The 11,304-nt window shown below is 58.5% G+C and carries 13 protein-coding genes; 12 read left to right on the top strand and 1 reads right to left on the bottom strand.

The window, feature by feature from the left end; all coding sequences use genetic code 11:
* Positions 1-759: 759 nt before the first annotated feature.
* A complete protein-coding gene (locus TU84_RS25080; RefSeq protein ID WP_048373991.1) occupies positions 760-1,338 on the bottom strand; it encodes a Maf family protein in 579 nt (192 codons plus the stop codon).
* A 105-nt stretch (positions 1,339-1,443) separates the two neighbouring features.
* Here TU84_RS25080 and TU84_RS25075 point away from each other — a divergent pair, with 105 nt between their 5' ends.
* The 12 genes from TU84_RS25075 (at position 1,444) to TU84_RS25020 (ending at position 11,162) form a co-directional block, all read left to right on the top strand.
* Positions 1,444-1,971, top strand: a complete 528-nt coding sequence (locus tag TU84_RS25075) for a YceD family protein (protein ID WP_048373990.1) — start codon at positions 1,444-1,446, stop codon at positions 1,969-1,971.
* A 13-nt stretch (positions 1,972-1,984) separates the two neighbouring features.
* Positions 1,985-2,167, top strand: a complete 183-nt coding sequence (gene rpmF, locus TU84_RS25070) for a 50S ribosomal protein L32 (RefSeq protein WP_008375086.1) — start codon at positions 1,985-1,987, stop codon at positions 2,165-2,167.
* A gap of 4 nt (positions 2,168-2,171) precedes the next feature.
* Positions 2,172-3,182 carry a phosphate acyltransferase PlsX gene (gene plsX / locus TU84_RS25065; RefSeq protein ID WP_048373988.1) on the top strand — a complete coding sequence of 337 codons (1,011 nt, stop codon included), beginning with the start codon at positions 2,172-2,174 and terminating at the stop codon, positions 3,180-3,182.
* Between the two features lie 126 nt (positions 3,183-3,308).
* Positions 3,309-4,247 carry an ACP S-malonyltransferase gene (gene fabD / locus TU84_RS25060; protein ID WP_082148820.1) on the top strand — a complete coding sequence of 313 codons (939 nt, stop codon included), beginning with the start codon at positions 3,309-3,311 and terminating at the stop codon, positions 4,245-4,247.
* A gap of 22 nt (positions 4,248-4,269) precedes the next feature.
* On the top strand, positions 4,270-5,013 hold the full coding sequence (gene fabG / locus TU84_RS25055; RefSeq protein WP_048373985.1) for a 3-oxoacyl-ACP reductase FabG: 744 nt from the start codon (positions 4,270-4,272) through the stop codon (positions 5,011-5,013).
* 191 nt (positions 5,014-5,204) lie between these two features.
* Positions 5,205-5,441: an acyl carrier protein gene (gene acpP / locus TU84_RS25050; protein WP_007987170.1), complete on the top strand. Its 237-nt coding sequence runs from the start codon at positions 5,205-5,207 to the stop codon at positions 5,439-5,441.
* A gap of 111 nt (positions 5,442-5,552) precedes the next feature.
* Complete coding sequence (gene fabF / locus TU84_RS25045; RefSeq protein WP_048373983.1) at positions 5,553-6,797, top strand: beta-ketoacyl-ACP synthase II; 1,245 nt, start codon at positions 5,553-5,555, stop codon at positions 6,795-6,797.
* Entirely contained in the window at positions 6,797-7,615 is an 819-nt protein-coding gene (gene pabC / locus TU84_RS25040) for an aminodeoxychorismate lyase (RefSeq protein ID WP_048373981.1), read from the top strand. The genes fabF and pabC overlap by 1 nt, the downstream gene beginning before the upstream one ends.
* A 3-nt stretch (positions 7,616-7,618) precedes the next feature.
* Entirely contained in the window at positions 7,619-8,710 is a 1,092-nt protein-coding gene (gene mltG, locus TU84_RS25035) for an endolytic transglycosylase MltG (RefSeq protein WP_048373979.1), read from the top strand.
* Between the two features lie 22 nt (positions 8,711-8,732).
* Positions 8,733-9,365: a dTMP kinase gene (gene tmk, locus TU84_RS25030; RefSeq protein WP_048373977.1), complete on the top strand. Its 633-nt coding sequence runs from the start codon at positions 8,733-8,735 to the stop codon at positions 9,363-9,365.
* Positions 9,358-10,344, top strand: a complete 987-nt coding sequence (locus TU84_RS25025) for a DNA polymerase III subunit delta' (protein WP_048373974.1) — start codon at positions 9,358-9,360, stop codon at positions 10,342-10,344. The genes tmk and TU84_RS25025 overlap by 8 nt, the downstream gene beginning before the upstream one ends.
* A gap of 32 nt (positions 10,345-10,376) precedes the next feature.
* On the top strand, positions 10,377-11,162 hold the full coding sequence (locus tag TU84_RS25020) for a TatD family hydrolase (protein WP_048373973.1): 786 nt from the start codon (positions 10,377-10,379) through the stop codon (positions 11,160-11,162).
* The last annotated feature ends 142 nt before the right edge of the window (positions 11,163-11,304 follow it).

Here is an 11,304-nt window from a genome sequence, read left to right as displayed (position 1 = left end):
GCCATTTCATGGGTGAGGGACAGGGCTTTTGATAGGCGCATAAAAAATCCGATGCTCGTTTCCAAGCATCGGATTTTGCGGCCTGTGGGCTAAAGGTCAATGCGTCAGTCTTAACTGACTGGCATTAGCCTGAATGGCCGGTTTTTTTATGGCTGAAAACCAGTCGGTAGGAGCGAGCTTGTCTCGCGATCTTTTGATCTTTATCTAAGAGCACCCCTCACCCTAGCCCTCTCCCGAAGGAGAGGGAACCGATTGGGGGATGCTGAAGATATTCGGTGGCCTGTTTGCTGCGCGACAGCGCGGCGTCGAAGACGGGGCGGCCGCTCTTATCAAACATAAAATAAGTGATTGATTTTAAAGGGTTTGTAGGAGCGAGCTTGCTCGCGATCTTTTGATCTAGATCTTGCTTTTGATCTTGATCTAAAAGGCCCCATTAAACCACGCTGGCCGATCGCGGCGGGCCTACGGAGCAAGGCCTGTGGTGAGGGCATGCCGAGCCAAAGCGAGGCACCGAGGGGTAGGGGCAAAAGCGTTTTGGTTACTTTGCCGCTTTTGCAAAGTGACGCGGCGTAAGGCCGGAACCCTAAGTGGCCGTTGCCGCAGCAACGGATATGTACTCAAGTCAAGAGCCCCCTCACCCTAGCCCTCTCCCGAAGGAGAGGGAACCGATTGGGGGATGCTGAAGATACTCGGCGGCCTGTTTGCTGCGCGACAGCGCGGCGTCGAAGACGGGGCGGCACCTCCTACAGTTTCAGTTGATCAAGGTATGGCAACGCCTTGCGCCAGCAGCATGTCGACCAGGCGTATCAATGGCAGGCCGACCAAGCTGGTGGCGTCATCGCCTTCGGTGCGCTGGAACAGGCTCACGCCCAGGCCTTCTGCTTTAAAGCTGCCAGCGCAGTCGTAGGGTGCCTCGGCGTGCAGGTAGCGTTCTATCTGTTCGGTGTTCAGGTGGCGCATGTGCACGGTAAACGGTACGCAGTCGGTCTGGTAATGCCCGGTCTGGCTGTTGAGCAGGGTCAGGCCGGTCAGAAAGCTCACGCTGGCGCCGCTGGCATTCAGCAATTGCTGGCGGGCCTTGTCGAAGGTGTGGGGTTTGCCGATGATCTGGCCATTGAGTACCGCTACTTGATCGGAGCCGATAATCAGGTGTGCCGGATGGCTGGCGGCAAGGGCCTGGGCCTTTTCCAGGGACAGGCGCTGGACCAGCTCCAGGGCTGACTCACCGGGGCGATGGCTCTCGTCGATGTCGGGTGAGCTGCAGGTGAAGGGCAGGCGCAGGCGCGACAGTAAATCGCGACGATAAACCGAGCTTGAAGCGAGTAATAGAGGTAACATGCGCGACTCCTGTAGGCGGCCAAGAATTCTAACGAGAGTATCGGTTGTCGCACAGGCACAATTTCCTTTGACACGTGAGGGGCTCGTCCCTAGAATGCTGCGCCTATGTTGAATGACCCGATTCCATCTCACGTTGACCCGCGCAAATTAGCTGATCGCGGCACTACCCTTGAAGGTGAAGTGCTGCTGGCTGATTTGGAGAGACTCTGCGACCCTCTCGCCGACGATGTCGGTGTGGTCCAGGCTAAATTTGTTTTTGAGCGCGACGAGCGAAGATCTGTGGTAATTCACAGCTCCATCGATGTCGAGGTCAAAATGGTTTGCCAGCGTTGTCTTGAGCTGGTCACCCTGCCGATCCACAGCGAATGCAGTTATGCCGTGGTGAAAGAGGGTGCGAATACCCAGTCGTTACCGAAAGGTTATGACGTGCTGGAACTGGGCGAAGATCCTTTGGATCTGCATGCATTGATAGAAGAAGAGCTTCTGCTCGCCTTGCCTATCGTGCCTGCTCATCATCCGGAAGAATGCCAGCAGCCGGCGGGTCTCGACGAGCCCGAACCAGCCGAGGACGAGGTAACGCGGTCCAACCCGTTCAGTGTATTGGCGCAGTTAAAGCGTGACCCAAACGTTTAGGAGTTAATCAATTATGGCTGTTCAGCAGAACAAAAAATCCCGCTCTGCCCGTGACATGCGTCGTTCGCACGATGCTCTTTCGGCTAGCACTCTGTCTGTAGAAAAAACCACTGGTGAAGTTCACCTGCGTCACCACGTATCGCCAGAAGGCGTATACCGTGGTCGTAAAGTGATCGACAAGGGCGCTGACGAGTAATCACTTGTCCGTTCAGGTCATCGCGATCGACGCAATGGGCGGGGACTTCGGTCCCCGCAGCATTGTTCAGGCTTGTATTGCTTGCCTGTCTGCTACGCCCTCGCTGCATCTGACCCTCGTTGGTCAACCCTCCCTGCTTGAAGAATTGATCAGTAGCCATTCGGCTGTGGATCGCTCGCGCCTGACCATTACCCCAGCCTCTGAAGTGATCTCCATGAGTGAGCGGCCTTCGCACGCGTTGCGCAGCAAGCCGGATTCCTCGATGCGGGTGGCTCTGGAGTTGTTGCGTGATGGCAAGGTCCAGGCGTGTGTGAGTTCCGGCAATACCGGTGCGCTGATGGCGTTGTCCCGGCATGTGCTCAAGACCTTGCCTGGCATTGATCGCCCGGCGATGGTCGCGGCAGTTCCCACTCAGACCGGTTATTGCCAGGTACTGGATTTGGGGGCCAATGTCGATTGCACGGCTGAGCAGTTGTTTCAGTTTGCAGTGATGGGTTCGGTGGCGGCGCAGGCGTTGGGCATTGCCCGGCCCCGCGTTGCCTTGCTCAATATTGGCACTGAAGACGTCAAGGGCAATCAGCAGGTCAAAGAGGCAGCGGCTTTGTTGCAGGCGGCCTCGGGGTTGCACTACATCGGTTATGTAGAGGGCGATGGGGTGTATCGCGGTGAGGCGGATGTGGTGGTGTGCGATGGATTTGTCGGCAACATACTGCTCAAATCCAGCGAAGGCCTGGCGACGATGATTTCGAGTCGGCTTGAGGCGGTGTTCAAGCGCACGTTGTTCAGTCGCTGTGTGGGGGCGTTGGCATTGCCGTTAATGCGCCGCCTGCAAGCAGATCTGGCGCCCGCCCGGCACAACGGGGCGAGTTTTTTGGGGTTGCAGGGCATTGTGATCAAGAGTCACGGTTCGGCAGGTGCTCAGGGCTTTCAAAGTGCGATAGAGCGCGCATTGATTGAAATCCATGAAGACCTGCCAAAGCGTTTGCATGGACGTCTTGAAGGGTTGTTACCGTAGGCGTTTTGTTGGGCGAGTGCTTAAATGTGACCGCTCAGTCGAAACAGCCATCCAACTGTCAGTTTCTTGCGTCTGCCACTGAGCGACGTCAATTCACCGACGACAAGATCATTAGGGGCTTGTTACATGTCTACATCCCTCGCATTCGTCTTTCCTGGGCAGGGTTCGCAGTCCCTCGGCATGTTGGCCGAGCTGGGCGCGGCACATCCGCTGGTCCTGGAAACATTTAAAGAAGCGTCTGACGCTCTAGGGTACGACCTGTGGGCGTTGACCCAGAACGGTCCTGCTGAACAGCTCAACCAAACCGACATTACTCAGCCTGCAATCCTGACCGCCTCTATCGCCTTGTGGCGTCTGTGGCTGGCTGAAGGTGGCAAGCGTCCTGACTTTGTTGCAGGCCATAGCCTGGGCGAGTACAGCGCACTGGTTGCGGCGGGCTGCTTGAGCCTCGCGGACGCCGTGAAGCTGGTTGAGCGCCGTGGTCGCCTGATGCAGGAAGCCGTACCGGCCGGTCAGGGCGCCATGGCGGCGATTCTGGGGCTGGACGACGCTGTGGTTATTAATGCGTGCGCTGAAGCGGCGCAGGGCGAAGTGGTCAGCGCGGTGAATTTCAACTCGCCGGGCCAGGTGGTTATCGCCGGTGCCAAAGCGGCTGTTGAGCGTGCCATGGAGCTGTGCAAAGCCGCTGGCGCCAAGCGCGCCTTGCCGTTGCCGGTGAGCGTGCCTTCGCACTGCGAGCTGATGCGACCTGCCGCTGAGCGTTTTGCCGAGTCTATCGAGGCGATCGACTGGCAAGCGCCGCAGATCAAGCTGGTACAAAACGTCAGCGCGGCGATCGCCCCGGATCTGGCCACCCTCAAACGCGATTTGCTTGAGCAGCTGTACAAGCCGGTGCGTTGGGTCGAGTCGGTTCAGACGCTGGCGGCCAACGGCCCGGTTGATTTGGTTGAATGCGGACCGGGCAAAGTCCTGGTGGGCATCAGCAAGCGTTGCGCTGATGGCGTGACGACGCACAATTTGAACACCCCGGATGCCTTCGCTGCCGCTCGTGCAGCGCTGGTCTGAATCTGAATTAGGAGAAGCCTGCATGAGCTTGCAAGGTAAAGTTGCACTGGTAACGGGCGCTAGCCGTGGCATTGGTCAGGCTATCGCGTTGGAGTTGGGTCGTCAGGGCGCTGTGGTCATCGGCACTGCGACTTCGGCTTCCGGTGCTGAGCGTATTGCTGCCACCCTGAAAGAAAACGGTGTTCAAGGCACTGGCATGGAACTCAACGTCACCAGCGACGAATCCGTTGCTGCAGTGTTGGCGAGCATTCAGGAGCAATTCGGGGCGCCGGCCATTTTGGTCAATAATGCTGGCATCACCCGCGATAACCTGATGATGCGCATGAAAGATGACGAGTGGCATGATGTTGTCGATACCAACCTGAACAGTCTGTTCCGCTTGTCCAAAGGTGTTTTGCGCGGCATGACCAAGGCCCGTTGGGGACGAATTATCAGTATTGGTTCGGTTGTGGGTGCCATGGGCAACGCAGGCCAAGTAAACTATGCCGCCGCCAAGGCAGGCCTGGAAGGTTTTAGCCGTGCATTGGCACGTGAAGTGGGCTCGCGCTCGATCACTGTCAACTCGGTAGCACCAGGGTTCATCGACACCGATATGACCCGTGAACTGCCAGAAGCACAGCGCGAAGCCTTGCTGACGCAGATTCCGCTGGGCCGTTTGGGCCAGGCTCAAGAGATCGCAAATGTGGTCGCTTTCCTGGCTTCTGACGGTGCAGCCTACGTGACTGGAGCTACAATTCCGGTCAACGGCGGGATGTACATGAGTTAAATGTGACGGATTGCTTCAAAAAAATGTCATACGAGCTGTCTAAAATCCGTTATAAAGCTGCAATCTATTTATAGGTAGCCGGTGAATGATGGGTAAGTACAAAGCTTTCAGTTGAAAAACTGAAAAGCCTTTCGATACACTTGCCCACTGGCCAGCTGCCTGAATTTGTCCATTAGGAGTGAAAACAAGGTATGAGCACCATCGAAGAACGCGTCAAGAAAATCGTTGCCGAGCAACTGGGCGTTAAAGAAGAAGAAGTGGTTAACACTGCTTCCTTCGTTGAAGACCTGGGCGCCGACTCCCTTGACACCGTTGAGCTTGTGATGGCTCTGGAAGAGGAATTCGAGACTGAGATTCCTGACGAAGAAGCTGAAAAGATCACTACTGTACAAGCCGCTATCGATTACGTTACTGCCCACCAGGCGTAATAGTTTGTAATCGCTGCGCGCTGTCATGGAAAAACCGCACTGCCGCTCTGGCGTGCGGTTTTTTCTTTAGGTGTGATGCAAAGTGTCGTCAATAGAATAAAGGAGAGTGCTGTGTCGCGTAGACGCGTCGTAGTCACCGGTATGGGGATGTTGTCGCCACTGGGTGCAGATGTACCAAGCACCTGGCAAGGCATTCTGGCAGGCCGAAGTGGCATTGGTCTGATCGAACACACGGATCTTTCTGCCTATTCCACCCGTTTTGGCGGCTCGGTACAGGGCTTTAACGTTGAGGATTACCTCTCCGTCAAAGAGGCCCGCAAACTTGACCTGTTTATTCAGTACGGTTTGGCAGCTGGCTTTCAGGCGGTGCGTAACGCCGGGCTTGAAGTCACCGATGCCAATCGCGAACGTATTGGTGTGGCGATGGGGTCGGGTATTGGCGGTTTGACCAATATCGAAGAAACCAGCCGTACCTTGCATGATCAAGGCCCACGACGGATTTCTCCGTTTTTTGTGCCGGGTTCGATCATCAATATGATTTCCGGTTTTCTGTCTATCCACTTGGGTACACAGGGACCTAACTACGCTGTGTCGACGGCGTGTACCACAGGTACACACTGCATTGGCATGGCTGCACGCAACATTGCCTACGGCGAAGCTGACGTGATGATTGCCGGTGGTGCCGAAATGGCCGCCTGCGGTCTGGGCATGGGCGGCTTTGGTGCTTCCCGTGCGCTGTCGACCCGTAATGACGACCCGACGCGGGCGAGCCGTCCGTGGGACAAAGGCCGTGATGGCTTTGTACTGTCTGACGGTGCCGGTGCGCTGGTCCTCGAAGAGTTGGAGCACGCCAAGGCGCGTGGCGCGACCATCTATGCCGAACTGATTGGTTTTGGCATGAGCGGCGATGCGTTCCACATGACCTCGCCACCGGCTGACGGTGCGGGCGCTGCGCGTTGCATCACCAATGCCTTGCGCGATGCCAACGTGAACGTTGACCAGGTGCAGTACATCAACGCCCACGGCACATCGACGCCTGCTGGCGACCTGGCAGAAGTGTCGGCCATCAAGTCGGTATTTGGCGACCACGCCTACAAGCTGGCGGTGAGCTCGACCAAGTCGATGACCGGTCACTTGCTGGGTGCAGCAGGCGCGGTTGAAGCGATCTTCAGCGTTCTGGCGATCAACAGCCAGGTGGCGCCGCCGACCATCAACCTCGACGAGCCTGATGAAGGCTGCGACCTGGACTTTGTCGCGCACACCGCGCGCGAAATGCCGATCGACGTCGTGCTGTCCAACTCCTTCGGTTTTGGTGGCACCAACGGCTCGCTGGTGTTCCGCCGGTACGCCGACTGATGCAAAGCTGGGTCGACGGTCAGCCGGCGAGTGCTCTGGCGTCGCTGAAAGACCGTGGGCTGGCCTACGGCGATGGTCTGTTTGAGACCATCGCGGTCAAGGCTGGCCAGCCGTTGCTGCTGGACCTGCACTTGCAGCGTCTGGCGCACGGTTGTTCCCGTTTGGCGATGGTTGCGGATGACACTTTGATCCGCAGCGAATTGCTTGCCTATGCGCAAGCGATGGGCGAGGGCGTCCTCAAGCTCATCCTGACCCGCGGCGACAGCCTGCGCGGTTACAGCTTCACTGCCGAGGCTCAACCTCGACGAATTCTGCAAGCCAGCCCTGCCGCTGCCTACCCTGAAGCCTATGGGGCACACGGGGTTCAGCTGTTTGACTGCGCCACCCGTTTAGCTGAGCAGCCGCTGTTGGCTGGGCTCAAACACCTCAATCGTCTTGAACAGGTGATTGCGCGCTCCGAATGGCAAGACCCGGCCTACGCCGAGGGGTTGATGCGCGATACGTCGGGGCGAGTGATTGAAGGGGTGTTCAGCAACCTGTTTTTAGTCCGCGACGGCGGCTTGATCACCGCCGACCTTCAGCGTTGCGGTGTGGCCGGGGTGATGCGCGCCGCATTGTTGGCGCACGCCGAGCAAGTGGCCATCCCGTGCCAAATCACTGACATCAGCCTCGCCCAGTTGCAGCAGGCCGATGAAGTCTTCCTCTGCAACAGCGTGTATGGCATTTGGCCTGTGCGCGCGTTTGCAGACCTGAGCTGGCCGGTGGGGCCGCTCACCCGTAAACTGCAAGGCATTGCTCGCACCTTACTGGATGTTTGATACGTGAAACGCAAATTCTTGGTGCTGCTGGAGATGGGTCTGGTGCTGGCGGGCTTGCTGCTGGGCGCAAGCGCCTGGAAGCTCGACTCGGCGCTGGAACAGCCACTGAACCTGACGCAAGAGCAACTGCTTGACGTACCGGCGGGTGCTACCCCGACCGGCACCTTTAACCGGCTTGAAGCGGACAAAACGCTGCAGGATGCGTTCTGGCTGCGTTTGTACTGGCGCTTCAATATGGCGGGCCAGCCTTTGCACAGCGGCGAGTACCGCATGACGCCGGGCATGACCGCGCAAGACCTGATTGGTCTGTGGCAGCGGGGCGAAGTGGTGCAATACAGCCTGACCCTGGTCGAAGGCTGGAACTTCCGCCAAGTACGCAGCGCACTGGCCAAGCATGAAAAAATTGAGCAGACCCTCGACGGCCTGAGCGACAGCGAGGTCATGGCCAAGCTCGGGCATCCGGGAGAATTTCCCGAAGGCCGGTTCTTCCCGGACACCTATCGCTTTGTGCGTGGCATGACGGACGCTCAGTTGCTCGAAAAAGCCTACGACCGCCTCGAAAAAGTCTTGGCACAGGAGTGGGAAAAACGCGACGCCGACTTGCCCTATGACGATCCTTACAAAGCGTTGATCATGGCCTCGCTGATTGAAAAAGAAACCGGTGTGCCGCAAGAGCGCGGGCAAATTGCCGGGGTCTTTGTGCGCCGAATGAAAATCGGCATGCCGCTGCAAACCGACCCGACCGTGATCTACGGCCTGGGTGAGCGTTACAACGGCAAACTGACCCGCGCCCATTTGCGCGAGCCGACGCCGTATAACACCTACACGATTCCCGGCATGCCGCCGACACCGATTGCCATGGTCGGCAGCGAAGCGATTCATGCCGCCTTGCATCCGGTGGCGGGCAGCAGCCTGTACTTTGTGGCCAAGGGCGATGGCAGCCATACGTTTTCTGACACGCTGGATGCGCACAACAACGCAGTGCGCGAATACCAGATCAAACGCCGTGCTGATTACCGTTCGAGCCCAGCACCCGTGCCGGCGCCTGCCGTCGAACCGGCACCCGCTGAGCAACCAGCGTCAAGCCTGCAATGACATTGATTAAGGAAAGCTGCCTGTGACTGGCCTGTTTATTACCCTGGAAGGCCCCGAAGGCGCGGGCAAAAGCACCAACCGTGAATACCTGGCGGAGCGTCTGCGCGAAGCGGGTATCGACGTGGTTTTAACCCGCGAGCCCGGCGGCACGCCGCTGGCTGAAAAGATTCGCGAGTTGCTGCTGGCGCCCAGCGATGAAGCCATGTGTGCCGACACTGAGCTGCTGCTGGTGTTTGCCGCCCGTGCCCAGCATTTGGCCGAAGTGATTCGCCCGGCACTGGCGCGGGGCGCCGTGGTGCTGTGCGATCGCTTTACCGATGCCACTTACGCGTATCAGGGCGGCGGCCGTGGTTTGTCACAGGAGCGCATTGCGACCCTGGAAGCCTTCGTTCAAGGCACTTTGCGCCCAGACATGACCCTGGTCTTTGACCTGCCGATTGAGGTGGGCATGGCCCGCGCCAGCGCTCGTGGTCGGCTGGACCGCTTCGAACAGGAAGGCCGTACCTTTTTTGATGCGGTGCGCAGCACCTACCTTGCCCGTGCGCAGGCCGCGCCCGAGCGCTACCGGCTGATCGATGCCGCGCAATCACTGGAAAATGTGCAGGGGCAACTAGATAGCTTATTGCCGCACCTGCTGGATGTGTGCCGTGGCTGAGGCTTATCCATGGCAGGACAGCCTGTGGCAGCAGTTGGCGGGGCGTGAACAGCATGCCCACGCGTATTTGCTGCACGGGCCAGCGGGCATCGGCAAGCGGGCGCTGGCTGAGCGCCTGATGGCGCGCCTGCTGTGCCAATCGCCTGCCGGGCTTGATGCGTGCGGCCAGTGCAAATCCTGCTTGTTGCTGGCGGCTGGCAGCCACCCCGACAACTACATCCTTGAACCAGAAGAAGCTGACAAGCCAATCAAGGTCGACCAAGTGCGTGATCTGGTCAGCTTTGTGGTGCAAACCGCGCAACTGGGCGGGCGCAAGGTGGTGCTGGTTGAGCCGGTGGAGGCCATGAACATCAATGCGGCCAACGCGCTGCTCAAAAGCCTTGAAGAGCCGTCCGGCAATACGGTTTTGTTGTTGGTCAGCCACCAGTCGAGCCGTTTGTTGCCGACCATTCGCAGCCGCTGCGTACAGCAAGCCTGCCCATTGCCCAGCGCCGCCATGAGCGAGCAGTGGCTGACAACCGCCTTGCCTGAATGCAGTAGCGACGAGCGGGCACAACTGTTGACGTTGGCCGCGGGCTCGCCGTTGGCGGCGGTCAAGTTGCAGGCTCAGGGCGTGCGTGAGCAACGGGCTGCGGTCGTGGACGGGGTCAAAAAGCTGCTTAAGCGTGAAGCCTCGGCCACCCAATTGGCTGAAGGCTGGAATGCCATTCCTTTGCTGTTGTTGTTTGACTGGTTTTGCGATTGGTCGAGCTTGATCTTACGTTACCAGTTGACCGAGGACGAAACCGGCCTGGGGCTGGAAGACATGCGCAAAGTGCTGCAATACCTGGCGCAGAAAACCCCGCAGGACAAAGTCTTGACTATTCAGGACTGGATCCTTGCCCAGCGCCAAAAAGTATTGGGCAAGGCCAACCTCAACCGTGTGTTGTTGCTGGAAGCCTTTCTGGTGCAATGGGCAAGCCTGCCCGGCCAGCGCTGATTTGATTGATTTGATGAGCAGGTAATTTTTGTATGTTGGTTGACTCCCATTGCCACCTCGATCGTCTTGACCTGAACGCTCACGACGGTTCGCTCGACGCCGCCCTTGAGGCTGCGCGTCAGCGGGGCGTCGGGCATTTTCTGTGCATTGGCGTGAGCGCCGACAACGCGGCAGACGTCAAAGCCCTGACCGAGCGTTATGCCGATGTGGATTGCTCGGTGGGCGTGCACCCGCTGGACGTGCAGCCGGGGGCGGCGCCTGCATTGGACTGGCTGCTGAGCGAATTGAACCACCCGCAGGTGGTAGCGATTGGTGAAACCGGTCTGGACTACCACTACGAACCTGAAGCCGCCGAGCTGCAACAGCTGTCGTTCCGCGTCCATCTGGAAGCCGCGCAACAGACCGGCAAGCCGGTGGTGATCCACACCCGCGGCGCCCGTGCAGACACCCTGGCCATGCTGCGCGAGGCGGCATTGCCCCAGGCCGGTGTGCTGCACTGCTTCACTGAAGACTGGGACATGGCCAAGGCGGCGTTGGACATGGGCTATTACATCTCGTTGTCGGGTATTGTGACCTTTCGCAACGCCGATGCGTTGCGCGATGTGGCCAGCAAGGTGCCAGCGGATCGCTTGCTGGTCGAAACCGATTCGCCTTACCTGGCGCCGATCCCCCATCGGGGCAAGCCGAATCTGCCGCAATACGTGCGTGAAGTGGCAGAGTTTCTGGCCATGTTGCGCGGTGAGTCCTACGAGCGCTTTGCTGAGCAGACCACCGAAAACTTCAAGCGCCTGTTCCCGCTGGCCCGCGTAAACGCTTAACCCTGCCGATGCCCCTGTAATTACATGGACTCGCCCAAGCCGAGGCGTCTGTGCGCCACGGTGGCATTCTATTAGAAGCCAACGACAGCGAGGGCGAGTCCATGAAAAAGAATACGACGACCAATCAGTACGTGCCAACCGA

Source organism: Pseudomonas helleri, assembly GCF_001043025.1.
Taxonomy (GTDB): domain Bacteria; phylum Pseudomonadota; class Gammaproteobacteria; order Pseudomonadales; family Pseudomonadaceae; genus Aquipseudomonas; species Aquipseudomonas helleri.
Note: the sequence above shows the minus strand (reverse complement) of the source record. Positions and strands in the feature narration are given on the sequence as shown.

What these genes read in the sequence shown, in the direction of transcription:
- TU84_RS25080 (WP_048373991.1), bottom strand. Translation starts at nt 1,338, where the DNA reads ATGTTACCTCTATTACTCGCTTCAAGCTCGGTTTATCGTCGCGATTTA.
- TU84_RS25075 (WP_048373990.1), top strand. Translation starts at nt 1,444, where the DNA reads ATGTTGAATGACCCGATTCCATCTCACGTTGACCCGCGCAAATTAGCT.
- rpmF (WP_008375086.1), top strand. Translation starts at nt 1,985, where the DNA reads ATGGCTGTTCAGCAGAACAAAAAATCCCGCTCTGCCCGTGACATGCGT.
- fabD (WP_082148820.1), top strand. Translation starts at nt 3,309, where the DNA reads ATGTCTACATCCCTCGCATTCGTCTTTCCTGGGCAGGGTTCGCAGTCC.
- fabG (WP_048373985.1), top strand. Translation starts at nt 4,270, where the DNA reads ATGAGCTTGCAAGGTAAAGTTGCACTGGTAACGGGCGCTAGCCGTGGC.
- acpP (WP_007987170.1), top strand. Translation starts at nt 5,205, where the DNA reads ATGAGCACCATCGAAGAACGCGTCAAGAAAATCGTTGCCGAGCAACTG.
- pabC (WP_048373981.1), top strand. Translation starts at nt 6,797, where the DNA reads ATGCAAAGCTGGGTCGACGGTCAGCCGGCGAGTGCTCTGGCGTCGCTG.
- TU84_RS25020 (WP_048373973.1), top strand. Translation starts at nt 10,377, where the DNA reads ATGTTGGTTGACTCCCATTGCCACCTCGATCGTCTTGACCTGAACGCT.